General features: G+C 42.3%; 29 protein-coding genes. 10 read left to right on the top strand and 19 right to left on the bottom strand.

The genetic code is table 11. The features are described 5' to 3' along the window. Positions 1–2 precede the first annotated feature (2 nt). From ACXACJ_RS15740 to ACXACJ_RS15730, 3 genes are all read left to right on the top strand, one after another. Positions 3–1154, top strand: coding sequence for an alpha-hydroxy acid oxidase (locus ACXACJ_RS15740; protein WP_475135373.1), 1152 nt, complete (start codon positions 3–5; stop codon positions 1152–1154). A 4-nt stretch (positions 1155–1158) separates the two neighbouring features. Then, positions 1159–2559, top strand: coding sequence for a purine-cytosine permease family protein (locus ACXACJ_RS15735; protein WP_475135372.1), 1401 nt, complete (start codon positions 1159–1161; stop codon positions 2557–2559). Between the two features lie 70 nt (positions 2560–2629). Next, on the top strand, positions 2630–4144 hold the full coding sequence (locus ACXACJ_RS15730; protein ID WP_475135370.1) for a family 43 glycosylhydrolase: 1515 nt from the start codon (positions 2630–2632) through the stop codon (positions 4142–4144). Positions 4145–4263: 119 nt separating this feature from the next. On the opposite strand, the gene ACXACJ_RS15725 is transcribed toward ACXACJ_RS15730, so the two are convergent. The 3 genes from ACXACJ_RS15725 to ACXACJ_RS15715 form a co-directional block, all read right to left on the bottom strand. Beyond that, positions 4264–5181, bottom strand: a complete 918-nt coding sequence (locus tag ACXACJ_RS15725; RefSeq protein WP_475135369.1) for an alpha/beta hydrolase — start codon at positions 5179–5181, stop codon at positions 4264–4266. Continuing rightward, positions 5178–5447 (bottom strand): InlB B-repeat-containing protein, encoded by a 270-nt coding sequence (locus ACXACJ_RS15720; protein ID WP_475135368.1) that lies wholly within the window; start codon positions 5445–5447, stop codon positions 5178–5180. Before ACXACJ_RS15720 ends, ACXACJ_RS15725 begins: the two co-directional genes overlap by 4 nt. A 190-nt stretch (positions 5448–5637) precedes the next feature. Beyond that, on the bottom strand, positions 5638–6276 hold the full coding sequence (locus ACXACJ_RS15715; protein WP_475135367.1) for a helix-turn-helix transcriptional regulator: 639 nt from the start codon (positions 6274–6276) through the stop codon (positions 5638–5640). Between the two features lie 192 nt (positions 6277–6468). Here ACXACJ_RS15715 and ACXACJ_RS15710 point away from each other — a divergent pair, with 192 nt between their 5' ends. From ACXACJ_RS15710 to ACXACJ_RS15685, 6 genes are all read left to right on the top strand, one after another. Continuing rightward, positions 6469–7092, top strand: coding sequence for a superoxide dismutase (locus tag ACXACJ_RS15710; RefSeq protein ID WP_475135366.1), 624 nt, complete (start codon positions 6469–6471; stop codon positions 7090–7092). A gap of 124 nt (positions 7093–7216) precedes the next feature. Further along, entirely contained in the window at positions 7217–7735 is a 519-nt protein-coding gene (locus tag ACXACJ_RS15705) for a DUF2480 family protein (protein WP_475135365.1), read from the top strand. Between the two features lie 33 nt (positions 7736–7768). Continuing rightward, positions 7769–8317, top strand: coding sequence for an NADPH-dependent FMN reductase (locus ACXACJ_RS15700; protein ID WP_475135364.1), 549 nt, complete (start codon positions 7769–7771; stop codon positions 8315–8317). Positions 8318–8320: 3 nt separating this feature from the next. Continuing rightward, positions 8321–9328 carry an NAD(P)/FAD-dependent oxidoreductase gene (locus ACXACJ_RS15695; RefSeq protein ID WP_475135363.1) on the top strand — a complete coding sequence of 336 codons (1008 nt, stop codon included), beginning with the start codon at positions 8321–8323 and terminating at the stop codon, positions 9326–9328. A gap of 10 nt (positions 9329–9338) precedes the next feature. Then, complete coding sequence (locus ACXACJ_RS15690; RefSeq protein ID WP_475135362.1) at positions 9339–9659, top strand: 2Fe-2S iron-sulfur cluster-binding protein; 321 nt, start codon at positions 9339–9341, stop codon at positions 9657–9659. A gap of 25 nt (positions 9660–9684) precedes the next feature. Further along, positions 9685–10326, top strand: a complete 642-nt coding sequence (locus tag ACXACJ_RS15685; protein ID WP_475135360.1) for a TetR/AcrR family transcriptional regulator — start codon at positions 9685–9687, stop codon at positions 10324–10326. A 30-nt stretch (positions 10327–10356) separates the two neighbouring features. On the opposite strand, the gene ACXACJ_RS15680 is transcribed toward ACXACJ_RS15685, so the two are convergent. Both ACXACJ_RS15680 and ACXACJ_RS15675 read right to left on the bottom strand, forming a co-directional pair. Continuing rightward, a complete protein-coding gene (locus ACXACJ_RS15680; protein ID WP_475135359.1) occupies positions 10357–10908 on the bottom strand; it encodes a DapH/DapD/GlmU-related protein in 552 nt (183 codons plus the stop codon). 103 nt (positions 10909–11011) lie between these two features. Beyond that, complete coding sequence (locus tag ACXACJ_RS15675) at positions 11012–12061, bottom strand: alpha/beta hydrolase (protein ID WP_475135358.1); 1050 nt, start codon at positions 12059–12061, stop codon at positions 11012–11014. A gap of 324 nt (positions 12062–12385) precedes the next feature. On the opposite strand from ACXACJ_RS15675, the gene ACXACJ_RS15670 reads away from it, so the two are divergent. Further along, on the top strand, positions 12386–13282 hold the full coding sequence (locus ACXACJ_RS15670) for an alpha/beta hydrolase fold domain-containing protein (protein ID WP_475135357.1): 897 nt from the start codon (positions 12386–12388) through the stop codon (positions 13280–13282). Between the two features lie 6 nt (positions 13283–13288). Here ACXACJ_RS15670 and ACXACJ_RS15665 read toward each other — a convergent pair whose 3' ends face one another. The 14 genes from ACXACJ_RS15665 to ACXACJ_RS15600 all read right to left on the bottom strand — a co-directional run bounded on the left by ACXACJ_RS15665 (position 13289) and on the right by ACXACJ_RS15600 (position 26739). Then, entirely contained in the window at positions 13289–14206 is a 918-nt protein-coding gene (locus tag ACXACJ_RS15665; RefSeq protein WP_475135356.1) for a DMT family transporter, read from the bottom strand. A 4-nt stretch (positions 14207–14210) separates the two neighbouring features. Beyond that, positions 14211–14600, bottom strand: coding sequence for a DUF2255 family protein (locus ACXACJ_RS15660; protein ID WP_475135354.1), 390 nt, complete (start codon positions 14598–14600; stop codon positions 14211–14213). Positions 14601–14609: 9 nt separating this feature from the next. Next, entirely contained in the window at positions 14610–14837 is a 228-nt protein-coding gene (locus tag ACXACJ_RS15655) for a tautomerase family protein (protein ID WP_475135353.1), read from the bottom strand. A gap of 3 nt (positions 14838–14840) precedes the next feature. After that, positions 14841–15236, bottom strand: coding sequence for a (R)-mandelonitrile lyase (locus ACXACJ_RS15650; RefSeq protein WP_475135352.1), 396 nt, complete (start codon positions 15234–15236; stop codon positions 14841–14843). Positions 15237–15305: 69 nt separating this feature from the next. Then, entirely contained in the window at positions 15306–16160 is an 855-nt protein-coding gene (locus ACXACJ_RS15645; protein ID WP_475135351.1) for an aldo/keto reductase, read from the bottom strand. Between the two features lie 80 nt (positions 16161–16240). Further along, positions 16241–16732, bottom strand: coding sequence for a cupin domain-containing protein (locus tag ACXACJ_RS15640; RefSeq protein ID WP_475135350.1), 492 nt, complete (start codon positions 16730–16732; stop codon positions 16241–16243). A gap of 10 nt (positions 16733–16742) precedes the next feature. Beyond that, a complete protein-coding gene (locus ACXACJ_RS15635) occupies positions 16743–17327 on the bottom strand; it encodes a DapH/DapD/GlmU-related protein (protein ID WP_475135349.1) in 585 nt (194 codons plus the stop codon). 76 nt (positions 17328–17403) lie between these two features. Continuing rightward, positions 17404–18282 carry a helix-turn-helix domain-containing protein gene (locus ACXACJ_RS15630; protein ID WP_475135348.1) on the bottom strand — a complete coding sequence of 293 codons (879 nt, stop codon included), beginning with the start codon at positions 18280–18282 and terminating at the stop codon, positions 17404–17406. A gap of 67 nt (positions 18283–18349) precedes the next feature. Further along, positions 18350–19264 (bottom strand): sugar phosphate isomerase/epimerase family protein, encoded by a 915-nt coding sequence (locus ACXACJ_RS15625; protein ID WP_475135347.1) that lies wholly within the window; start codon positions 19262–19264, stop codon positions 18350–18352. A gap of 176 nt (positions 19265–19440) precedes the next feature. Next, entirely contained in the window at positions 19441–20103 is a 663-nt protein-coding gene (locus ACXACJ_RS15620) for a 2OG-Fe(II) oxygenase (protein WP_475135346.1), read from the bottom strand. A 414-nt stretch (positions 20104–20517) separates the two neighbouring features. Continuing rightward, the gene (locus ACXACJ_RS15615) at positions 20518–22734 is read right to left on the bottom strand and encodes an ATP-dependent DNA helicase (RefSeq protein ID WP_062303327.1); all 2217 of its coding nucleotides are present in this window, start codon (positions 22732–22734) and stop codon (positions 20518–20520) included. 60 nt (positions 22735–22794) lie between these two features. Next, on the bottom strand, positions 22795–23931 hold the full coding sequence (locus ACXACJ_RS15610; RefSeq protein ID WP_475135345.1) for a hypothetical protein: 1137 nt from the start codon (positions 23929–23931) through the stop codon (positions 22795–22797). After that, positions 23928–24299: a hypothetical protein gene (locus ACXACJ_RS15605; protein WP_475135344.1), complete on the bottom strand. Its 372-nt coding sequence runs from the start codon at positions 24297–24299 to the stop codon at positions 23928–23930. The genes ACXACJ_RS15610 and ACXACJ_RS15605 overlap by 4 nt, the downstream gene beginning before the upstream one ends. Before the next feature lie 10 nt (positions 24300–24309). Continuing rightward, on the bottom strand, positions 24310–26739 hold the full coding sequence (locus ACXACJ_RS15600; protein ID WP_062303332.1) for an argonaute/piwi family protein: 2430 nt from the start codon (positions 26737–26739) through the stop codon (positions 24310–24312). Between the last annotated feature and the right edge of the window lies 1 nt (position 26740).

The following is a 26740-nucleotide window of genomic DNA, read 5'->3' as shown; positions in this document are numbered from 1 at the left end:
CCATGAGTGACCACATAGATTCCAGATTTCCCGACATTCCTTACCTCCGCGAAAGGGCAAAGAAAAGAGTTCCCGGTTTCGCTTTCGACTATCTCGATGGTGGCTGTAATGCTGAGGTGAACCTCCACAGAAACACCAAAGAAATCAGGGATATTCAGCTTCAACCTTATTACCTGAGGGACTACAAAAACATCAGTCTGGAAACTGAGCTCTTCGGCAAAAAATACTCAGCCCCTTTTGGTATCTCTCCCATCGGCTTGCAAGGACTTATATGGCCTGGAGCTACGGAAATTTTGGCCAAAGCTGCGTTCGAAGAGAATATCCCATTCACATTAAGTACAGTGGGGACTGCCAGTATTGAAAAAGTGGCCGAAATCACGGAAGGCAATGCCTGGTTTCAGCTTTACCATCCGGCAGAAGAAACTCTGAGAGACGATATTTTGAGACGTGCTTCCGAGGCCGGCATAGAGGTTCTGGTCATCCTGGCAGATGTCCCCTCTTTCGGCTATCGGTCAAAGGAAATCAGAAATGGCCTGGCCATTCCTCCGAGAATGACCATGCGCAACATGATGCAAATTGCCAGCAGACCAAACTGGGCGCTTTCGACTCTGGCTCATGGCCAACCCAATTTCGAAACACTCAAACCTTACATTCCAAAAGGAATGAGCCTCAAGCATCTGGGACTATTCATGAACAAAACTTTCAATGGTAAGCTCAATGAAGAAAGAGTGAAAGCCATCCGCGATAAGTGGAAGGGCAAACTGGTGATCAAAGGTGTAGCCACAGAAGAGGATGCTGAAAAATCGATCAACTGGGGGCTGGATGGCATTCTGGTTTCCAACCACGGGGGCCGTCAGCTGGACATGGGTGAATCCACCATTAATCCATTAAAAAGAATTGCCGCCAAATACGGAGATAAGACTACCATTATGATGGATAGTGGCATTCGTACAGGGCCGGATATTGCCAATACTTTGGCTTACGGAGCCGACTTTACCTTTCTGGGCAGATCATTTATGTACGGTGTAGGGGCACTTGGAAAGAAAGGTGGCTTGCATACCATACAAATTCTCAAGAAACAACTACAGCAGGTCATGCAACAGGTTTGCTGCGAGAACACAGGAGACCTTCCAAATCATCTACTTAAACCTTAAACCTATGACAGAATCAACTAAACCACAGGCCAACGAAGAGTTTGAAAGAGAACCGGTGCCCCAAAGGGCATGGAAAGGCTGGAAGAGCTTTTTGGGTATGTATGCCGGAGAGCATGCAGCCGGAACCGAGTTCGTGATCGGACCATTATTCCTTACGGCAGGGGTGAGCGCCTTCGACCTGATTATTGGTTTGTTGGTTGGTAACTTTCTGGCAGTTCTTACCTGGAGGTATTTAACCGCCAAAATAGCTGTAGACAGAAAACTCACGCTTTACTATCAGCTGGAAAAAATCTGCGGAAAGAAACTGGTGATTTTCTATAATCTGGCCAACGGAATTCTCTTCTGTTTCCTGGCCGGAGCCATGGTTACAGTTTCCGCCACTGCGGTAGGTATTCCATTCGATATGCCCATGCCTAAGCTCACAGACACCATGCCGAATGGCATTACCTGGGTAGTAATTGTGTTGGCAGTTGGTGCTATAATTTCGATTGTAGCCGCCAGAGGTTATGCCACAGTGGCCAAAGTAGCCAATGTGCTTTCTCCATTCATTGTACTGGCATTTTTGCTTTGCGGAATTGTAGCGCTTGGCCAACTGGATGTGCATTCATTCTCTGATTTCTGGGCCATTTGGGGCGAAGGTTCTGAGCCATTCCCAGGTCAGATTAAATATACTTTCTGGCATGTGGCCATCTGGTCTTGGTTCTGTAATGGTGCCATGCACATTGGTATGTCAGATCTTTCTGTTTTCAGATATGCAAAATCAGCCAGGGCTGGCTGGACAACCTCGGCCGGTATGTATGTAGGCCATTTTATGGCCTGGATTGCCGCTGCACTCCTTTACGCTGTATACCTGAAAGAACCTGAAGCACAAGCCATGCTTGCCAGTGGACAGGCTCCTTCAGTGGCTCCTGGGCCTTTAGCCTATAATGCCATTGGCATCTTCGGAATTATCGCTGTTATTATTGCCGGTTGGACAACGGCCAACCCAACCATTTACCGGGCAGGGCTGGCTTTCCAGGCCATCCTTCCAAAAGCTTCAACCTTCTGGGTGACCATCATCGCAGGTAGCTTAGCCACCATTGCCGGTTTATTCCCGGCCTTCGCCATGAAGTTATTAGACTTTGTAGCGGTTTACGGATTTATTCTTGCCCCAATGGGAGCCATCATCGTTTTTGATTACTTCCTTGCAGAAAAGTGGGGCTTCAAATCGCTTCATGCTGAAATAAACGGTAAACAGTTCAACGGAACCGTGCTATTTGCCTGGGTTGGAAGTGTAGTCTTATTCTATGTGATTTCGGTGCAAATGGGAGTATTCCTTTCGTTCCTCACTTTGCCGGCATGGTTACTTAGTGGAATCATTTACGCTTACTATAGTAAGTATAAAAAGAGAACTCAGACATTGTAGTACCTTGTTGGAAACAAATAGGCCCCCTCACCGAAACAACTATTACTTAATTTTCGGGATGACTTTACAAATGAGGAAACAAATACTTGCCATAGCGTTGCTAACTTTTACGTTGGCTTTCGCGGCTTGCACAAAGGAGCAAAAAGAGAACACGGAAGTATCAGCATTAACCTTTGAAAATCCGATATTCCCTGGAGACTATCCAGATCCTAGCATTCTGAGAGATGGGGAAGATTACTACATCGTTCACTCCTCATTTGAATACTATCCTGGTCTGCTTATCTGGCACTCCAAAGATTTGCTCAACTGGACTCCGGTTGTCAACTCACTGAATAAATATGTGGGCTCAGTTTGGGCACCGGAACTGGTGAAATACGACAACAAATACTATATCTACTTCCCCGCCAGCAATACCAATTATGTTATCTGGGCCAATTCCATTGAAGGCCCCTGGAGCGACCCGATTCAATTGGATGTTACCATGATTGATCCGGGCCATGTGGTGGATGAAGCTGGTAACCGGTATCTCTATTTCAGCAGCGGCAGCTATGTTCCACTTTCTAAAGACGGCCTGTCTATCACCGGAGAGGTTCAACATGTTTACGATGGCTGGCCTATTCCAAGAAAATGGTCTATCGAATGTTTCTGCATGGAAGGCCCTAAACTTTTCAAGCGAGGAGAATACTATTATTTAACCGTGGCAGAAGGTGGAACTGCCGGCCCTGCCACAGGACATATGGTTATCTCTGCCCGGTCCAGGTCGCCTTTGGGTCCTTGGGAAAACTCTCCACACAACCCTGTTTTAAGAACCGCATCCAGCGAAGAAGCCTGGTGGTCTGTCGGGCATGGAACTGTATTGGATGATGCCGATGGTAATTGGTGGATGATCTTCCATGGATACGAAAAAGAACACTACAACATGGGCCGACAAACCATGATGGTCCCTATTGAGTGGACTGCAGATGGCTGGTACAAAATTCCTGAAGGAATTGAAATTACTAAACCCATTGAGCTACCGGATGGTATGGAGCAACATTTGAATACAAGCTTCTTAGATCCTTTTAACACTGGACAATTAAACCCTCAATGGAAGTTCTTTGGCGGTTACGATAAAGACAGAGTAGGTCTGGACAATGACGGCATTACCATCAAAGGAAAGGGAAACTCTGTTGCCGGCTCCTTACCTATGCTCTACATTCCTTCAGACCATGACTACACGGCAGAAGTAGAGCTAGAGATTGAAGGCGATGCTATCGGTGGTCTGATTCTATTTTACAATGACAATGCCTTTTCGGGCATTCTGGCAGACCAGAAAAATGTGCTGGCAAACCTCAGAGGCTGGCAGTTCAGAACAGAGGAAGATGTTATTGACAGGCATGCCTACCTCAAACTGAAGAACGAAAACAGCACTGTAGATATGTACTTCAGTCTGGATGGACAAAGCTGGACCAAGATTGAAAACTCATTTGAGTCTTCCGCTTATCACCATAATATACTTAGTGGATTTATGAGCTTGAGAATTGGCTTAACAGCCTTAGGGAATGGCAAAGTGAAATTCAAAAACTTCGAATACAAACCGCTTTAACTCAAAAAGGAAGGGGTACTAAAGTAGCACACCCCTTCCTTTTTTGTTATTCGATAAATATCCGCATCTCCATCAGAGTCTCTTTTTAGGACTCTGATGATTCAACTCCTCACGAGATTTTAATAAAATACGCTGTCGAAGAAGGCCTTCATCTTTGCCGCATACGGCACTCCGTATTTCTCAAAAGTAGCACGTGTTCTGGCATCAGGCTTCCAATCGAAGAAAGCATGACCAGCCCCTTCGACCTGAAGATACTCAGCTCTCTGTCCAGCTGTTTTCAATTTATCCGTATAAGCTTGAACAGCAGCATGAGGAATCAATCCATCTTCAGTACCTCTAACCAAGAAATGAGGCACTTCTCTTTCGCTTGCCTGAGGTACGGCTTTGATCGGAGACAAACCATCTCTATAAGCAGATTCCTTTTGTTGAATGAACTGATCAAGTGGAGCTACATCGAACACACCATAGCTTGGCGCTGCCGCTTTAATGGCATGAGTCATCTGTGCCTGAACCTGATCCGCAGATTTACCTTTTGGCAAATAGGTAGGCATAAACTCGAAAGAACCGTTCTCACCGTATCCGCCATCACCAATTTTTGTGGTGAAGACTGCTGCCGCAGCAGACAAATGACCACCAGCACTATCGCCAGTTACGGCTATTCTGTTGGCATCTCCTCCATACTCAGAAGCATGCTCCTGAATATGAGCAATCGCTCCAAAAACATCTTCCAAAAGTTCATGCATGTAATTAGGCTCTGCATCACCATCGCCCTTATTCACCCATCTGTAATCAACACTGGCCACCACATACTGACCACCTTTGGTCAGCTCCCAAGCCAAGCCTCTCATAATATCTTCATTGTTCGAAGACCAGCCTCCACCGTGAATAATGACAATCATCGGCAGGTTTTTGGCTCCCTTCGGAGAATACACATCGTACTTTAAGGTTTTTACTCCCGGCTTAGCAAATACCACATCTCGCTTGATTTTGAGGTTACTAACCAGCTCCGAAGGAATGAAAGTAGCACCTATGGTCATCTCCTTGTCAACTGTAATCTTTGTTTTTGACTCGAAAACTCGTAGCTGGTAGTTCCCCACATGCCACCTTTAACTGTATGATAAATTACATCGAGACTATAACCAGAAGACGGCTTTGCAGTGATAGTGATTTCTGTACCGGCCTCTACCATGCCGTCTGCCGGAATCGCAGGACTTACAGAAAATGAACCATTCTCAGCATCTACTAGTGTTACCTTAAAACTTTCCTTTTCTGAATTCATTGGGTCAGCCTTGGACACACTCATAGATGACAATAAAACAAGAGCCACAAACAATAGACTTGAGGCTCGGGATATAATCTTTTTCATAGGTCAATGTTAGTTTGAAAAATTAGCACCTTTCTACCGATTAAGTGCTGTTGATAATAATACTAAAATAAGCCGCTGCATGTGTAGCACTGTTATTATCAATACTGAATGAGAAGTGATGAATGGACTAAACCGTAACAGCCTTTTCCCGAATCTTATAAACACATCTCTGACCATCGGAGATAATGTGCTTCACTCTTTCCACCTGATAGTCTTCTCCCATCAAATCACGAAAGTTCTTGAGTTCTGCCCGACAGAAACCCTGACATTCCGTGGCTGCCGCACAGATAGGGCAGTGATTTTCAACCAGGAAGTAAGTTCCTTCCTCCTCTTTCCACTCGGCCATATAGCCTTCCTCTGATCGCAATTCTGAAAGTCTCTTCAGTCTGGCCTCAATAGTAGATAAGCCCTTCAGGTCTTTATCATATCTGCTGAAAGTCTGTTTCTCCCTATCACTGATAAGAAGGTTGAGTGCATTTTCTCCCAACAGGCTCTTGATAGATCGGAGTAATTCTACTGTAATCTGGGCGTGCGAATCTGGAAATCGGGACAGTCCCTTTTCACTTAATGCATAGTAAGTAACAGGACGACCAACGCCCTCGCTTTTGTTGAAGCTTTTGATTAAACCCCTAGCCTCTAGTTTCAAGAGTTGCTGGCGCGCACCTTCTTTGGATATGTCCAACTCTTCAGCCAGAATTGAGCTGGTCATTTCTTCATTCATCTTAAGAAGGATGAGTATTCTGTCTGCTGTTGATTTATTTTCCAATTCACTATTTGTTTTATTCAACCTCAAAAGTAACCAAATATAGACACAATTGATTCAAAAAAAGCCTCTCATTGCCAAAATCAATAAGGTATTGAAAAACTGTAGAACTAATTTAACAAGTATATGGTTGTTTTATTAAGTGTGCTGCATAGATTTGCATCACTGATTTAGTAACACTTAAAACATAAAATCATGAGTTATACATTACCCGAACTTCCATATGCTGCAGATGCATTGGAACCTCATTTCGATTCAGAGACAATGAACATTCACCACCAACGTCATCATCAGGCTTACGTTACCAATCTGAACAATGCTTTGGCCGGTACGGAAGGTGAGAACCAAAGTCTGGAAGACATTCTTCGCAACATTAGCAAATACAGCCCTGCAGTTAGAAACAACGGTGGCGGACACTACAACCACTCTCTTTTCTGGGAGATTCTGTCTCCAATCCCTAAAACCGCACCTACAGGTAAGTTGGCTGACGAGATCAATACAGTATTCGGAAGCTTAGACAAGTTCAAAGAGCAATTCAAGCAAGCCGGAATGACTCAATTTGGTTCTGGTTGGGCATGGCTGTTTGTGAAATATAATGGTACCATTGGAGTGGCCTCAACTGCGAATCAGGACAACCCTCTAATGGACACCAACATCACCAACCAGGGCTTCCCCATTCTTGGTGCCGATGTTTGGGAGCATGCCTACTATCTGAAATATCAGAACAAAAGAGCCGATTATCTGGACGCCTTCTGGTCAGTACTGAACTGGGAAGCGGTAGAGAAGAAATATGAAGAAGTTATTTCCAAACTGGGATAACAAAGTTGCGAATACAAATGGGTGAAGGGTTGGCCGAACAGAAGGTTTGCCTGCTTCTTCCCCATTTCAGTTTCCTCCTTCCAATTCACACACGTTCCTTCTCATCACATCAAATCTATACATTATGGATCCTTCAAGCTTTATCAACAAAGTCATGTCATCAGGTATTACCACAGTTGATTTGATAGACTATGCTCCAAAAGAGAAAAGTATTTTTCTCGACCTGAAAGGTTTTCTTTATCAAGGCCTCATTATCAGGGAAAAGGAATTCAAAGACACCTTAGCTTATTTTAACTGGGAGAAATTCCGCAACAAAGCAGTGGCCATTGGCTGCTCAGAAGACACCATTATTCCACCCTGGGTATACATGATGATTTCCACTAAACTCGCAGAAGTGAACTGCCGTTTCGAATACTGCAATACAAACGAGCTAGATCTGATGCTTTGGAAAGAGAATATTCAGCTGGCCGACCTCAGCGAACTGAAAAATAAAAAAGTAGTGGTACGTTCGAGAACCGGAATGAATCCATCGCTGTTCATGACTATGACTGAAAAACTCAACCCTATTGTTCAAAGTCTCATGTACGGAGAAGCGGGTCTGCCAAAAGTAATCTGGAAGAGCAGATCAACAGCCAACATGTAATACTCAAGTGATTAATACTCAGAAACCTAGACCATGAAAGTACTTATTTTCAATGGCGCACTAGAAAGAAGGGAGAACTCTACTCCCTTGCGCATAAGCAGTCATCTGGCTGAGCAATTGAAAGCAAAAGGGGTTGAGCCTCAGATTTTCAACATCGCAGATTCAAGCATTCCCTTGTTTGATTTATCCATTACCCAGACACCCAGATCAGTAGAAATGATGAACCTGCTTTTTCGTCAGGCAGATGCACACATTTGGCTGAGCCCTCTTTATCATGGCAGTATGACGGGGGTCATGAAAAACTGTCTGGATTGGCTGGAGTACGGTGCACAACTTCCACAACCTTACCTCACCGGAAAAATGATTGGTTTGGTATGCTGGGCCGATGGTGTGCAGGCCATGCAGGGAATAAATGCCATGGATGCGGTAGCCAAATCATTAAGAGCTTGGACACTGCCCTTTAGCCTGCCTATTCAGAGAAGTCAACTCTTCGATGAGCAGGAAAACATTAAAGAGGACTATCAGAAACGCTTTGAGCTCATGATAGGCTTATTAATGCAGGGGCCTAACAGAATAGATTAATACATGAAACAAACAGACATTTGCATCATCGGGGCTGGTCCCGTTGGCCTATTTGCAGTATTTGAAGCCGGTCTTCTTAAAATGAGGTGCCATCTGATAGACGCACTTCCTCAGGTGGGCGGTCAGCTTTCAGAAATTTATCCTCAAAAGCCCATATATGATATTCCGGGTTCTCCGGGAGTTTTGGCTCAGGATCACATCAAAAACCTTTTGGTTCAGATTGAGCCATTTCATCCTACCTATTCCCTGGGTGAAAGGGTGGAGAGTGTTGAAAAGCTCGATGACGGAAGTTTTATCACCACCACCAATGAGGGCACTCAGGTGGCATCAAAAGTTATAGTTATTGCAGGAGGTCTTGGCTCTTTTGAACCAAGAAAACCGGCTATTGAAAACCTGGAAGATTTTGAAAATGGCAAAGGGGTAACCTATATGGTGAAAGACCCTGAAATGTTCAGAGACAAGAACATTATTCTGGCCGGTGGTGGAGATTCTGCCCTAGACTGGACTATCCATTTGGCGGAAATCGCAAGATCGCTCACGCTGGTTCACCGCAATGAAACATTCAGGGGAGCTCCCGATTCGGCAGAACAGGTTTTCAATCTGGCTAATGCAGGAAAGATTAACCTTATCCTGAAATCCAACATTGTTAAAATCAGTGGAGGAGAGCGCTTGCAGGAAGTAACCATTGCAGATGCCGATAAAGTTGAGACTGTTCACGAGGCAGATTACCTCATTCCTCTATTCGGACTAAGCCCAAAACTGGGACCAATTGCAGATTGGGGGCTGAATATTGACAAGTCTGCCATTAGTGTAGATACTTTCGATTATTCTACCAATGTGCCGGGCATTTTTGCCATTGGAGACATCAATACCTACCCAGGCAAGCTCAAATTAATACTTTGTGGCTTTCACGAAGCTGCTCTAATGGCGCAAAGCGCTTTCAAATATGTTTACCCGGAGCAAAAGCTAAGTTTCAAATACACTACCGTTAACGGAGTTCAGGCTTTTTAAAATATTAGAAATGGTCAATATTACTATTGAAGACAGAAACGGTGAAAGGCAAGACTTGGAATTGCCTACAGATATGGGTCTAAGCCTTATGGAAGTACTGAAGGCCAGTGAGTATAACATTCTGGCAACCTGTGGTGGTATGGCGCTTTGTGCCACCTGCCATGTTGAAGTGCTCAATGGCGGAGAAAACCTCCCGGAAAGATCAGATCCGGAATATGATATGCTCGATACGCTGCCAGATGCAACAGACAATAGTCGTTTTGCGTGTCAATTGAGAGTATCAGATGAAATGGAAGGCATGGTATTTAAGATTTTGGGAGAGGAGTCTTAATAAGCCCAATTATGAATAGAGTGTCATGAACGAAGATTTAAAAGAAAAAATCTTAAGCAATTCTCAAGAGCTATTCCGCATATACGGAATCAGGAGTACCAGCATGGATGACATTGCTCAGAAAATGGGCATGAGCAAAAAGACACTCTATCAATATTATACCAGCAAAGAAGAACTCCTTACTTCCGGAACAACAAGGGTAATAGAACAGCTACTTAGTCAATTCAAAGCCATATCAGACAGTGAAGAAGACGCATTGATCAAGATTTCTCATATCTACTATCACATTCTGAAAGAACTGACCCACTTCGAATTGGTATACCTCCATACCATAGATATGTATTCGAATAAGATTTCTGAACTATTGATTTCCTTCCGCAAAACCATTTTGGAAGATTTTGTAGTGCCAATGCTGGAAGAAGCAAAAAGCAAGGGTTGGATAAAACCTGAAACCGATCTGAAATTGGTGGCCAAAATCTACTTCCATAGACTGGATCTGAGCTATTCTGACGCGGTTAATTTTATGCATGGCATCTCCTTGACTCACTTATTCCGACACCTGGTAGCACTCCCTATTTCCGGAATCTGTACCGCTGAAAAAGCCGGGGAGTTAGACAAACGGATAGAGGATTTTCTAAATGGAGTAGATTCCAACGTTAATCAATAAGCTGCTATTTTCTAATCAAGCCGAGCCGATCTAAATTGTCTTTTTAACAGCTCTTGCCGGAATACCCACCACCACGGTATTATCTGGCACATCAGCAGTGACTACTGCTCCGGCCGCCACTACCGAGTTTTCTCCAATAATAACTCCAGGCAAAATCGTAGCGCCTGCACCAATCCAGGCGTTCCTTTTAATCACCACTTTTCCCGGAACAAGGGTTTTGCGTTCTGTATTTTTGATCGGGTGATTTTCAGAGGTAATACTTACTCTCGGGGCGATCATTACATCGTCTTCAATTTCTACTCCTCCCAGATCAAGTATGGAGCAATCGTGATTGATGAATACATTTTTCCCCAAAGAGATATTCTTACCATAGTTAGTGTGAAATGGCGGATAAACTGTGGTAGAATCAGTCACCTCTTTCCCAATCAATTCAGCCAAAACTGATCTGGCCTCTTTCTGATCGAATGTCTGGTTGAATCTATTTAGGATACTGAATGCTTCATAAGCTGTATCGGCCAGTTGCCCCATATCCGGATGTGCCATTGAGACTGGATTTCCGGATTTTAGTATATAGGTTATCATGGAGTAGCTTAATGTTATGGATAGATAGACTGTAATATCCCAAGATGTGATATGTAAAAAGGAGCCACAACCAAAACGGCCGTGGCTCCAATTCAACAGCTAATTAATTATATAAATTCTGTTTGAAGAATGACGCCAGCTTATCGAATGGAATCACATCAAGTCTGTCGTACAAGTCAGTGTGTACCTTGCCTGGAATGATCATTAACTCCTTAGGCTCATTGGCCGCTTCATAAGCCGCTTCACTGAAGTATTTTGAGTGTGCATTTTCACCCGCAATAATCAATACCGGACGTGGAGAAATCTCCTTGATGTAAGTCAAAATTGGCATATTCATCAAAGAAAATGCATTAGTCGCTGTCCACGATCCATTCGAGTTGATTGATCTTGGATGGAAACCTCTGTCAGTTTTATAAAAGTCGAAATAACCCTGAACAAACTCAGGCTCATTACCTGTAATCTGACTTGGTAAACCCTGACCAGACAATGCTGGTTTTCCAACCTCAGCATCGGCCCAACGTTGCTGGCTCATTTGCTCCAACATTTGAGTGCGTTGCTCAGGAGTCATTGAATCGAAATAGCCTTTGGCAGTTACTCTGGACATATCGTACATACTGGTTACTGCCACAGCTTTTACTCTTTTATCAACCGCAGTTGCGTTCAAGGCAAAACCTCCGAAACCACATATGCCAATGATACCAACTCTTTGTCTGTCTACATTTTTCTGTAAACCAAGAAAGTCGATTGCCGCACTAAAATCTTCCGTATTAATATCTGGAGAAGCCACGAATCTTGGTTCCCCTCCACTTTCACCAGTGTAAGAAGGGTCGAAAGCCAATACCACATAACCACGCGCTGCCATTTGGTTGGCATATAAACCGGAAGCCTGTTCTTTCACTGCTCCATAAGGGCCACTAATAGCCAATGCCGGCAGCGCATTACCACCATTTTTAGGTGTATACAAATCACCCACAAGGGTAATTCCATAACGGTTTGTAAACTCTACTTTTTGTCTACTTACATTTTCACTGAGTTCGAAAATGTATTCATCTGCTTTTCTATTCATTTCAGCTCTTTTTATGTTTTCTTCTTGACTAAATGCCGGGATAGCCACCATGGCTGCCACAAGCGATAAGATTAATTTGTATTTCATGATTGCTATAATTTCATTTTCAATCCGGCCGATAGAGACCTTGTATTGTCTGATGTTATAACGCAATCAGTTCGCCCAGGTGATTAAGCTTTTCAAACCATTGGCTATATAATTCAAACCTTGGGAGCATCATTTAAAAAAGCAGGAGCTGAGCAACCGGTAAATGGATAAAAAACAGGCATACTGAACTGTATTGAAGGAAAAGCATTTCAGACCATCGGGAACCAACAATTGCCAGCTATAAAAATGAAAAGCACTCCGTAGAGATAATTGACTACTTTTCTACTACACCCAATCGGAAAAACATATAAAATTCAAATGATAATGAAACGATTTTTTCTCTTCGCTCTGGCCATTACTTTTTGCCATTCGGCAATGGCTCAAACCACCCCAAAAAGAATACAAGACAGGCTTCCGGAGGGTACTGTCATCCATGGAAATATCCCCTACAACAATGACACCCTGAAGAAGCATTTGCTCGATATCTATGTACCGGCTAATGCTTCCAACAAAATGCCATTAGTAATATTCATTCACGGTGGCGGATGGATTGGCAACGATAAGTATTCGGACATGGGCTATATGCCCCAAACTGTAGCGGCTATGCTGAACAACGGAATGGCAGTAGCCTCCATCGATTATCGCTTTGCACAGGATGCCGTTTTCCCCGGCATTTTGCAAGACTGCAATAAGGCTGTCTCTTTCTTATATGACAATGCGGCCAAGTATGGTTTAGACACAAAAAATTTCGCTTTGATGGGTTTTTCAGCTGGCGGACATTTAGCCTCTCTAATGGGAACCTCTCAAAACAATAAGGTAGAGAACTTATACTTTAATGGTTCCTACAGACCATTTGAATACAAAGCCGTGGTAGACTTCTACGGCCCAACCGACTTGACTCTTTTGCCAGGTAATGAAGACCCAAAATCGCCTGAAGCCATATTGATTGGCGCTGAGCCTTTGAAAAGACCTGACCTGGCCAAAGCTGCCAGCCCCATCACCTACATAGATGCCAACGACCCTCCATTTATTATCTATCATGGAGAGAAAGACAATATTGTATCTAACAAGCAGTCGAAGTTATTCAGTGCCTGGCTGAGCCATTATAAAGTGGACAATAAGATAACCATCGTTAAGGATGCCCCGCACTTTGGGCCAATGTATGACGTGGATGAAATCAGGACAGAAGTGATTGCCTTTTTAAATAAGCATTTGAAGTAGGCTACATTATGCAGGTATACCCGGCTTCGGCTGGGCCTTCTTTTTGGTGACCAAATAAACCCCGATAATCACCAGCACGGCCGCAACCGGCTTTTCCCAGGTCAATAGGTCCTGACCAATTATAATAGCTACTGAAGAGGCCACAATTGGCTGCAAATTCATGAAAATACTGACGGCACTGGCTTCAAGCCTTTTTAAGGCATAAGGCATTAGAAAGAAAGCCAGGGTAGTTGAAAAGAGTAAGGAGAAAATTAGTAACCCATAGGCCGAAACAGTCCCGGCATCACTATAAATGGTTTGCAACTCAGGATTAGCCAAACTCATGGGAATGGCGGCCACAGCTGAAACCAGAAACATCCATTTAGCAATAGCAACCGGATGATATTTGACTGATATTTTTCGGGTGAGAGCCAAATAGCCGGCATAACAAAACATGCACATCACTGCAAATGCAATTCCCAGCGTATTGTTACTTCCTCCTTCGCCACGGGCGCCACTCAGCAGTATAATTAAAGCTGCTCCTGAAATACTGATCACTATCCCCAAGACTTTTCTCAGCGGTACAACTTCCCTTAAAAACAAGGCTGAGAGCACCAACACCACTACCGGAGTAATGGCCATCAACAATGAAAATGTAACAGGGGTCGTATACGTCAGGGACTGAGAAAATAACAGCTGGGTACCAATGAAACCCATCAAACCACCTATCATAATGGTCAAAAGATCCTTTGCTTCGATCCTTTCGGTTTTTACAAAAGACCCAACAAGCCAAAACACTACTGTACCAAAAACCATCCGGGTAGTCGTGTAACCCACGGGAGTCATCCAACCATCCATCAATGCCTTGGTAACAGGAGTGTTCAGACCGAAAATGACATTGGCCGTAACGATGGCTACGAGACCCTGCTGCTTTTCCTTAATCATTCAGCTATTCTGCGGAAAGTATATTCACCGTGGCGGCCTTTGCCCTCTGGCTGATCATTGAGCCGAGGTAGGGGCTGCTGCTATATTTCTGACGATAGGCATCGTCTATCTTCTCATTGAGGCTTGCCTCACTCACCGGTTCAAAGCTTACTTTTTTCTCGAGTCCGGCTCCGGTAATCTTCCCCAACTTCTGGCTCATGGCCGACTTGTACCAGCGAGAACTGGTACCATTATATGCTCTCACATAAAGCTTACCTTCTACCGCCACTGACCAAATCCAGGTCAGTGTACCAAAGGTTTCTCCATCTGCCCGATAAGGCGCGATCTTAAAATCGTCCTTCGCAGCAATTTGCTCTATTTCATCAACACTTAAAGTGTTCGATAATTCACTCATTTCCCCTCCTTACATTTTATAACCGGGCTCCTTATAAAGGATGTCCTTTCGGCCCATGATATCATCAGGATAAACCTTATCCTTCCATTGTTCCATAGTGAAATCTTCGATGGTAACAGAATAAGATTCATCACCAAAGCCAATCACACTTTGTGCGGCTTTGATGACTTCCCTTGCCAGTTTTTGTTTCTGCTCTTCAGTTTTACCTCCGAGCATTTTAATCTCAAAATGTGGCATAACTTACTTCTTATACTGTTCGTCTGTTACGTGTTCCATCCAGGTGACTACACTTCCATTTACTTCTTCCTGAATGGCAATGTGACTCATCCCTTTCTTCGCAGAGGCACCATGCCAATGCTTTTCGTTTGGCTCAAAGTAGATGATGTCTCCGGGGCGAATTTCTTCAATTGGCCCACCTTCACGCTGCACATAACCCAGGCCTGTCTGAACGATCAGGGTTTGGCCGGCAGGGTGCGTATGCCAAGCTGTTCGGGCACCCGGCTCAAAAGTGACCAATGAGCCAGCTGCTTTGGTAGCTTCTTCTTTTTGAAATAACGGATCAATTCTCACTGATCCTGTAAACCAATCTTCCGGTCCTTTGAAGGAAGGAAGACTTTCGTTTTTTATAATTTTCATAACGAATTAGTTTTGTCATAGCCTCCAACTGTAATGAGTGGCGGCATTTCTGATAAATCAATTTAACTCTTAACCGGCAAAAACAGGAAACATGCTGGCTTCACCATAGTCAATTCTGTCCATAGACTTTAGTGTGGCCATATCTTCAGCAGATATTTCAAAGTCCAGGTCAGCATTGGTTTTCATGTGAGCAGGGTTCGCTGTTTTTGGTAACGGCAATAATCCCAATTGCAGGTCGTAGCGAATGCCCAATTGCGGCACAGAAACATTGTATTTCGCTGCAATTCCCTTCACTTCTTCATTTTTCATCAACGCACCATGACCGATTGGAGAATAGGCTTCCACCAAAATGTCATTCTTCTCACAGAATCGGATAAGGTCAGATGGAGTATTACCTATATGCGCCAGTACCTGGTTCACCATTGGTGCTACTGAACATGACTCAAGGATGTTTTCCAAATCTTCTTTCCCGAAGTTTGAAACTCCAATCGCCTTTAGTTTACCTGCCTTGTAAGCTTCCTCCAAAGCCTTCCAGGCAGCACGATTTCCTTCAAAGAAACGCTCCTTACCCATGAATTCTCTCCAGGGTTTTGGGCTGTGAATGATCATCAGATCAAGGTATTCCAAGCCCATTCTTTCCAATGAATCATCAATAGACTTCACCGCTTCTTCGTAAGCCTTGATTTCGGCTGCCAGCTTGGTGGTAACGAAAAGATCTTCTCTTTTCAGCCCACAATTTCTAACACCTTCGCCAACTCCTCTTTCATTCTGATATGCCTGAGCAGTATCGATGTGTCTATAGCCAAGTTTCACGGCTTCCTTCACTGCATCGGCCACTTTATCATCAGCAATAAACCAGGTTCCTAATCCTAGTTTAGGGATTTCTACCCCATTTGACAGTTTAAAATTCTCTTGTAAAATCATTTTTCCTCTCTTTAATCTTTTCTAAAATCTCTTCTTTTTAATGGATGTCTGCTTCCACCAAAACCTCCAAACACTGTCGATTAATTTCCCGAATACTGTTCGTCTGTTACAGCCTCCATCCAGGTTACCACTCCCTTTTCTGTATTAGGAAGCATATAGATTTGCTGCATCCCTGTATCAGGACTAGCTCCATGCCAGTGTTTTTTATTTGGAGGGCAAACTGCCACATCTCCCTTTTTAAGCTCTTGAATTGGCTCACCTTCTATTTGGTGATAACCTTTTCCGTCAGTGATAATCAAAATCTGCCCGGCAGGATGGGTATGCCAATTGCTGCGAGCTCCCGGCTCGAAGTAGACATTACCCACCATAGTGGTTAAGGCAGTATCCATTACCAATGGATAATTAAATGCAGCACCCGTAAAAGTTGCTGACGATCCTTGACGTCCCTTCGGGAAAATGAAGTCAATTTCTTCGGCTTCCGATGTCTCGGCTTTTTGAGTATCTGCCTTCTGTGAAGCACAAGAAGACAGTCCTAAAATCAATAGTGCGATGAATGCTTTTGTGTATCTCATATGACTAAGGTTATGGTTTTAATTCTTTAATGATTTTTGCAGGAACGCCACCTACAACTGTGTTCGCTGGCACATCTTTGTTCACCACTGCACCTGCTGCCACCACAGAATTCTCTCCGACAGTAACTCCCGGCAAAATGGTAGCACCAGCACCAATCCAGGCATTCCTTTTAATAACCACCTGAGCTGGCACCATGGTTTTTCTGGTCGAAATGTCTGTAGGATGATTCTCAGAAGTGATATTGACTCTGGGGCCAATCATCACGTCATCTTCAATGACAATTCCTCCTAAATCCAGAAAGCTGCAGGCATGGTTAATGAACACATTCTTACCCAGGGTAATGTTGATGCCTATGTTTGTGTAAAAGGGAATGAACAAGGTGGTTGAACTATCGACCGTATTTTCAATCAGTTCAGCCAGGCAATCCCGAACCTCATTTACACTTTGAGCAGCATTGAGCTTCTTGCTCAAGAACATAGCTCTGTTCACTGCTCTGCCAATGAGGCCATACTCAGGATCATCCATCGGAATAGACTCTCCCTTTCTCAACCGTTGGAAGATGCTGTGATCGGATAACTTTTGTCGGTTACTCATTGCTTAAATTATTAAGCAAAGTTACCGACCAGAATAGCTCAGAGGTTAATGATATTCAAACCAGTTTCTAAGAATTTCAAACTTCTACCAGCCTTACCGTCTTGGGAGTAAGCCCCGTCTGCTTTTTAAAGAAGTTATTGAAGTAAGAAGGGTGTTCGAAACCAAGAGCAAAAGCAATTTCATTGATGTTCCAATTGGTATGCTGAAGCAACGCCTTGGCCTCATTAGAAACCCGCTCAGTAATGTGCGTGGTGGTAGATTTTCCTGTTACCTCTTTTACCGCTCTATTCAGATAATTGACATGTACCGCGAGATTATTGGCATAGTCCTGAGCAGACTTCAGTTTAAGTGGTTTATCAGCCGTTTCTATCGGAAACTGACGCTCCAAAAGCTCCAAAAAAACCGAAGTAAGTCTGGAAGAAGCATTCTTCTTTTGATCTATACTTTCGGAAGGCTGAAGCTTCATGGCCTCATGCAAAATCAAATGAATATAATTTCGAATCACCTCATCCTTAAGATGATAGTCAGACTTCTGCTCCTCAATCATCTTGCGGAAAAGCATATTAAGAGACTCTCTTTGCTCAGCATTAATGTTGAGAATTGGAGTGCCTCCAATTTTAAAGAAGGGCGATTGCTGAAGTATTTCGGAACGCTTGGAAAGGTTTAAGAATTCTTCTGAGAATAATACAGTATAGCCTGTATACGAAGTAGATAAGGTCTCCCAGGAATACGGAATGTGTGGATTGCCAAAGAAAAGAACAGTGCCCTCGTGCTGAAAGCTTCTGTCGGCATAGTGAATCATACTTTTGCCACTTGTCAGACAGATTTTGTAGAAATCCTTTCGGCTATAAGTCTTAGTAGCACTTTCATCAGCCTCGATCTGAAAAACGTTAAAGCCCTTTAGTTTGAGCTCACTATTATATTCAGACACAGAACGTTCGATCTTATTTGACATATCTCAAAATTAAGAAATTCAAACTAGTGAACGCACTACATCTGTTATAAGTTTCTACTCCCGCATTTTATTTAAAGCCATACTTCTTTAGGCCCTCTTTACTGATTTTAATGGCTTCCAGCGGCTCAAGGTCATCGAAGGTTCTGTCTTGCTCCACAAAATAATACTCCATTCCTGCCTTATTCTTCTGTTTAAGAATTTGGCCAAAGTCTATGGTTCCCTGACCTACAGGCGCAAAACGTTCCTGTGAATCCATATCCTTCACATGCCAGGTCTTAAAGCGGCCAGAGTATTTGTTGAAGTACTTCAAAGGATCGGCCCCGGCTCTTGTTACCCAATACAAGTCCATTTGAAAGTTGACATACTCCGGACTGGTGTTTTCAAGCAAGTAGTCGATTAATACCACATTTTCTTCGCTCGGTTTGTATTCGAAATCATGGTTATGATACAAAAGCTCCAAACCAGCTGCCTTACACTTTTGGCCTAAGGCATTTAAAAAATCAGCAAACTCCTTCTGCTGACCACCAAGCTTAGTGGTACCAGTCTCCCGGTTTCTCTCAAAGAAACCTCTTGGCGGAGAAGGCACTACAAAGTACTTAAAGCCAGCTGCTTTCACATCTGCAATGGCCTGATCGGCATCTTCTAATGAAGCCACTCTTTGGTGAGTACTCATGGGCTTCAAGCCAAGGCTATTCAAATATTCCTTGAATTCAGCAGGCTCCATGCCATAGAATTTGCCCTCTCTATAGCCGGCATCTTCCACATAAGCATAACCGGCATCGGCTACCTTTTTCAGGGTTTCCTTTGGATTTTCACCCATAGCCTCTCTTAATGTATACAAGGCAAGGCCTCCGCTTTTCTTTTGAGCGCTTAAGGAGTTCGCCTGTGTCAATGTTATAAAAATGAAAGCAAGAAAGATAAGGCTGCTTAGGTTGACTGCTCTAGACTTGAGCTTTAGGGGTAGACTGGTATTTTTGATCATGTTATGAGTTTGTATTTTTCTGATTTTTCAAAGAAAGGTACCATTTCTGCAGAATTAAATTGTGCTGTTCTGTAGGGAAGGTGAGGAAAGGCTTGTTTTTGGTTGCTTTTAAGAATTAACGATCTTAAAAAAGATCAACCTAGATATGTCATCACGAGTTGAAGTGCTAATTACAGTTATGCACTAAGAAATGCTACAGCGACAAAGCGTCCATCGGCAAAGTCAGTTGAATTACATTGGACTTCGCTTACTCCGTGAAAAGTTTGAGAAGGAAACGCTACAAGAACATTGTCGTCCTGTTCTATTTGAAAAAGTGCTTTTTCACAATAACCATTTTGAGCCTGCGCATCAGGAGCGTAGATGTTAAGGTCGCCTCCCTGAAACATTTTTGGTTCTTTATGAAAATAATAGAGAATGGAAATTTGGTTTCGAGAATCTATGGTGTCTTGATGGGGATCCCCAGAGTGGCCATGGAGGCCGCTGATAAAAGTTAAAGGTATGTTGGAGGCTTGAAATGGATGAATGTCTAATGTTTCACAGAGATCTGGTAATTGCTCGATGATCCGTTTGGTTAATGTATTGGCGGCTTGCTGAACAAGCTCAGCTTTTTTGTTTGCGCCTATTATTGAGTTGATTTCAAGATATTTTGTTAGCGTATCATTCATTCCTGGAAGTTTCGGGGCGTGAAATGCTTCTTGTTCAATGCATACTGCTGAATAAAGAGTATCGCGTTCCTCTTGTGATAAAAAATTGGCTATACTGGCCACTTTCACAGATCCTGATTTTCTTAACGAAATAGGGGGCTTAACATGGTTGCTATCCATCTTTGATTTGTCCATGTCTAAATTTAAGATGATTAACCAAATAATTCACTTTAAACAATGGGTTTTGCATCTATAGCTAATTGATGGGTTCGTTAATCCAGATAAAGCCGACTGTCAAGAAAAAACTTAGTGCTAAGAGGGTTGCTGATGTCTTTTTGGGGCTGAGGGCCAAGCTGAATAATATATAATAAAAAAGCCGATCATTTGATCGGCTTTTTTCTCTGTAGCCCCAACCGAACTAATGTCGAACCTTTTTCTTGCAGATTTAGAAAGGCTAGGGAGATTATATAATATTTCAAAGACATGTTAACTTAGTGCTCTAAGACGCTTTAAAAGCATCTGAAACAGCAAATGTAGTTAATTTCTATTCGGACAAATGGGTTCTGAAGGTCATCTAGCTTTTCGTTTGTTCTTTTGTAATCCGACAAACTAATAATCTTCGCTAGATTCATCATCCGAAAATTCGTCTAACATATCTTCCATCAGTTCTTCTTCAGAAACATCATCATCTAACTCTTCGATGTCAAGATTTTGGTACACTTCTGTTTGGTCTATTAAACCGGTTTCATCCACTGACCGATCAGATTTTGAAGCTGCCTGAACTAGTTTACGCTTGTGCTTCTTTACGGACTGTATTAGATCGTCAAAAAAGATTTGATCAAGGCTTTCTTTGTGGATCTCTTTTTCAAATATCTCAACCGATGGAAGTTGAATATTAAGACCTTCTCTAGTTAAGAAGGCTTTAAGCTCCTTATAAGCTTCTATGTTAGTGGTATCAAGATTAATCGCCATCAAATTACATTCTAAGGAAAGGCTTTTGCTTATCAGATCGTTTTCTTCATTCTCCATTAGATAAGGGTTTAGAATCAGCGACTTCTGAAAAAAGTTTCTTGAATTTTGGATGAGGCTTAGTGCCTTGTCTATGATTTCTAATGACTCAACAAATTCCTTAGCGTACCATAGGCTCTTGGCTATAAAGTAATGTGCAATACTACAGTCATCGTGCTTCAAACAGGGTCTAAGGGTTTGAATGGCTGAGCTATGTTCTCCAGATAAAAACTGAACTGTTCCGCTTAAGAGGTTTAGCCTATATGATGGTTTACTCGTCTGTGAAGAGGCGTTTATGGCCTCACTTGCTTTCGACAATAAATTCAAAAAGATATTATTTCTTACGAAGTCCTGATCATTTGAAGTGTAGGCAAAGGCCTGCAAAAGGTGTTCATAACCCTTTGTGTAATCTGATTTAATTATGTCATTTAAAGCATTGTGTAGGTAATGATTTCCTACTAAAATTGGATTTGTATACTTAAGTAAGCCATACTGCCTTTTGCCCTCAATATTGAATGATTCCAGTTTGTCGCTTGCCGAATTCTTGAGAAAGTCTTTTATCGTATTGTCAACCTGTATATCAGAGAATTGAACCTTCTGGCTCAAATACAGCCCTTCAAAAGATGTCACTCTACTTAAGGCAACATAGGCCTGACCATAGGCAAAGGTACCATCACCAAAATCCACCCTCAATCTTTCAAAGGTCATGCCTTGGCTTTTATGAACAGTGATTGCCCAAGATGGCTTTAGTGGGAATTGTTTATAGGAACCAACCACTTCCTGTTCTACCTTGCCCGTATCTTTATTGAACTTGTATTTTACATTCTCCCATACTTCTTTTTCTACGGTACACATACCACCATGATCCAACTCTACTCTAATGATGGAGTCGGATAATCCAGCGACTATGCCCAAAGATCCATTGACCCATTGACCTTCTGGATTATTCTTAATAAACATGACCTGCGCACCAATTTTTAACTTAAGGTCTAAGTCAGAGGGATACGCCACTGAATCAAAATTACCTGATATTTCCGCTCTGTAAAGCCGCGATTCTCCATCAAGTTCTGATAATTTGGATTGATTGATCTTTTGGGAAGCGTCAAGCTTTGTGGTGAGAGTTAAAATGTGGTTTCCAGTTTCTGAGATTGGCACCGGTAGAACTCTGGAATTCAATTGATCCAGTTCTGCGTTAGTTAATGTTTTAGTTCTAATCTTATCAAGAAGGCTTACAAAAAGCGGGTCTTTTTGACGATATACCTCTTTTAACTCGATAGTAAACAGTTTTAAATGCCTGAAAACATGAGCTTGATAAAAACGTAGCCCTCCATAAATCTCATTAAGTGTCTGCGTTTCCTCATTTTTCCCTTGAACGATTGGTTCAAGTTGATATAAGTCACCTACTAAGACTATCTGCTTACCTCCAAATGGCAAATTAGGGTTTCCTCCATTTTTCCGTAAAGAAAAGTCAATGGCATCAATCACATCTGCCCTGACCATTGAAGCTTCGTCTAAAATTAATGTGTCAAGTGATTCAATTAGCTTTCTCTTCTCCGAACCCTCCCAAAAGGTCTTAATTCCTTTGTCTTTGGGTAAAAGAGGTCTTGGTGGAAATTGAAAAAACGAATGGATGGTAACCCCTTTTATATTAAGGGCAGAGATTCCAGTAGGGGCTAAAACAACAAAGTTCTTGTCTATTTTGCGGGTGATTTTGCTTAGGAAAGTAGACTTTCCTGTACCTGCCCTTCCGGTGAGAAAAAAGGATAGGTTTGTGTTTTCCACAAAGTCAAATGCAGCATCAAATTCCGTATTGTTCATTTTTATAGAAGCTCCTTATATAAATCAATTTCCAATACTCATCATGAAGGATAAATTTAACTATACTTCCTTCTTTAATAAGCTAACCATTTTCTGTTCATGTTCAGGAAAGCCAGTGGGGTTTTTCCAAAACTCTTTCCAGGCAGTATTCAATGTGTCTATTATCAGCGTATCTGTATTGTCAGAAGCTATCTTGCACCCAAGCGCTTTAATGCCTTCCAGGCAATAAGTAGCTGCACTTTTTAAGAAATGATCAGGTAGAGCAATATGATATTCGGTTTCGGGAGAAATATCCAGAACTCCAACAAAGTCATTCCATTCTTTTTCTATTGCTGCTTTCTCTTGAGTAAAGCCCATTAAATCTAGTGCATGAAACATAGTGGTCATTCTCGCACCAGCTGGTGGATGAGAGGTTTTTTGATAGTAAGGAACTCCAAAAAGATTCCAATCCATTTTCGCGCACATGTGAAGATTACTCCAGACAAAAGCTGGCCCCAGAGTATAGGTGGCAAACAGATCACAGAAAAACTCCTCAGCCCAGCTTTCTATCCAGCTGTCACGCCAGATATAATAAGGGCGTATGTTATTGCCATCACCGAACTTATTCAACTTAAGCCGGGCAATCTCTTGGGTAAAGTGTTTTTTTATATCTCGATTGAGTTGCCCCATACTGACCCTTATAGGTTCTGTAGTAGGGTTATCCACTGATATGAGAGGATGGCAAAGCTCGTGGTAGAGATCTGGAAGATGCAGCAGGAAGTCAGCTTCCAACAGCGGCATGCACATCAAATTATACTGTGGAAAAATTCTATAATAGTGCTGTGAAAGGCACGAAACCACAGGGGGCTGAATAGGGTATTCGATTTCTGAACAAACGCGTCTTACCAGCTTGTTGACATATTCATCATCATCATGTTTTCGGCTAATGGCTGCGACAATCACATTTTCCAAAACGTGAAGCTCGCTCAATATGGATTTGAACTTGCTGAATTTATGTAGTAAGTTCTGTGGTTTCGAATAGTCCTGATTGTAAAGCAAAGCTGAAAGCCTGTCTATCATCAATTCAATTTCGACCATAGCTTTAGCGATCAATGGGTCAAAATACAAGCTCAACTCCTTAGCTCTGGGGAACTTACTTTTGAGTATTCTCGATTTTTGGATGCTTTCCATTATTGCACCATCAATGTATTCAGTCATGATTCTTTGCTCATTTTAGCCAAGGCATGAGAATATTCACTGTCTAAGGCATTGACAACATGGTGTAAGTTCTTGGATAGCGATTCATATTTTTTTTGATTGATATCAGCCGCAATGCCATTAAAAAACTTGGACTTCGAGAAGTTCTTTTTCCTCAGCTCAGCCTCAATTATCACACTTAACACCTGAATTCTCGGGTCAATGCTCTCATCGTCTTTGAGCTTCTCAAACAACTCCTTAACTTCCTTATATTTCTCAGCAGGCACTTTTTCTGAGTTGTTCTTTATGGCGATCATAAAGTCGTTAAGTAGTCCCAAGTACTTACTTGTCAAGTAGTAGATATTGGCATTCAATCCTGTATCACTCATGTCTGTATGTCTATTGATTAATGGATTTCATTAAATTGATCTTTTGAGAATTATAGGAACTCCCCAAAAGGTTGATTCTCCTGTCCGTCATTTTGATGGTTATTGGGTTTCGCGAACAGTCATCAGGTTTGGTATAGGCAAGATGAGATAAAAAGAATATGTCCTCCAGTACATTTTTGAAAGGCATAGAACCAGAAACATGTTTTACGTATAATGGCTTGGAAGTTCCTTTTTTACTATACTCCCTGCCTGTAGTGCATACGTAGGCTTCATAATCGTTAAGGAGTGCATAGGTTCCCATTTGAGGATTAAGAACTTTGCCATTGTCCTCATGTTCCTTCCAGATGTCAAAAGTTTTTGTGACGTCAAATAAGCGGAAAGGCACTTTGGATTTTTTTGGTATTTCAACAACTGTATATGAGGTGTCGGGAGGCAAGGTTCCTGTTTCAACTAGAAGTTTGATAGCGCTCTCTATACCCGCTTTTTCGGTTTGAAAGATGCGTCCATCTCTATGGAAAGTGATTGTTTTGATTGGTTGATCTGAGAACTCCGCAAATTTTGTGATATTTTCAACAAGAATCCGGCTCACTTGATCTGAAGAAAGCTTTTCCTTGTTCTGTGATTTGTCCCAAGCGGGTAGAATGTTCTTAGAATACTTATCTACAAATGTGAATCCGGCTATATGTTGCTTAACATCAATTCCAATTACCAAATCGGCATGGAGAGGGGTGGCTAGAATAAAGGGCCACCGCTCATTGTTGAGAAGAACCTGGTTAACGGCCACTCCAAAAAGGTAACCTTGATATAGCCTTTCAAGTTTTTTGTTTTCACCTCTTTTGATATAATACTTGGACTCCCCATTTACCTCTTCATGCCCATAACATTTTTCGAGTATTCTGGTGTGCATAATGCTCGCACTAACATTGTAATCATTCAAGCATTCCGAGACTACCAATGCAGCGGTTTCATCATGCATCTTTTTATTTCTCTCCAAATGGCTTGGTAGGATTACTACAGCATAACCTTCCAGCATCATAGTGGTGTTTTCACCTAGTTTTGAAATAATTTCTAGGCCAATATCCAAGGAATTGGTTTTGTTTCTATCATCATACGGTACAACTATGGGTTTCCATCCCGAGCTCGTGGGGTGCATTTTATCTACCATGGCAGCAAGGTCTTTCAAGAAATACTTCTCGTTGCCGAAGCTGTTGTGTATGGTTTCTGGCACAAGTATATATTGTCTGGTAAATGGAGCATTGGTATAAAAACCGACTTTGGGCGAAAGCAATAATTTCTTCCTTTCCATTCCAAGTTTTTGCTTTTCTACGCGAAGATTGGCTTTACTGGAGGTTTCGCATCCCAGAACTATATCGTTATTGAACTGAAGGTCCGGAAAGTCAAACAGACCTAAGTCTGGGCTTAAGGGAGTTGTGGAAATCTGAATTTGTACATTACCATGCTTTAACTTATTCAAATACTTTGAGATTACTGTGCTGCTATACTTTCTTCTGAAAAACGGAGGTATGATGGAAGCCCTGTGTAATCTACTTACCTCTCTATCTTCCGTATCATAGGTAGCATAGCACATAGCGGCCACAGCTCCTTTAGGTTGTTTTTCATTGTTCCGATAAACTAAAACAGAGGCACTATCTGGAATCTTGGCTAAGTGGGGAGGCATAGTTCCATTGTAGATTTTTCGAATATCATCAAGTAAAGTCACAGAGCCCGATTCTCTTTTGAAACGATATTTGGAGATATCCAAGCTACTGAGTTCGTCTGGTTTGATCTCAAACCAGTTTTTGCCGTAGCGGTAAACCAGCCTTCTTTTCTGTCTTTTGAGGTTGTTGAATTCGGCATTGGAAAGGTGCGCGCGTAAGGGGTTTTTGGCCATGTACTTTTTGGTGATATCTACACAAATCCCATATCCACCAGTAGGCAATGCCACAACACGAGGTATAAATCCATTGAAGATAGCAACTTGGTTTGACCCTGCATTTCGTGCTGGTTCTTTGCTATAAAAGGCATCACCTGTTCGTGGCTGCCATAAGCGTGGGTCTTTTCTTATCTCACCCGAAAGGTCAAACTGCAAAAAGCGTAGGATGATCTGTTTTTCTGATTCATCCTCACTTTCAAAATCAAGAAACCTTACCTGATCGGTATCTTTAAAATAAACAAAATCACCATATTTTGCTTCCAAACCATCATTCGGGATAGCCCGTAAAATCTCTGCTTCATCTTTCACAATCAAGAAAGGTATGCCCTCACGGTGAATGACGATAACGGGATGTCTTAGGGAATAGGAAAGCTTTTTGGTGATATACTGTATGTTGATATCATAATCATCTCCTGTGCTGTTAAGGCCGATAATTTCCAAAAGTCTATAGTCAGCTGATAAGGCCGATAGATTCTCAATTGGGAAAATGTTGCTTTCTTTAATCATA

The sequence above is a fragment of the Roseivirga sp. AWQ4_251 genome, assembly GCF_056158225.1.
This window is presented reverse-complemented; position numbering and strand designations above follow the sequence as displayed.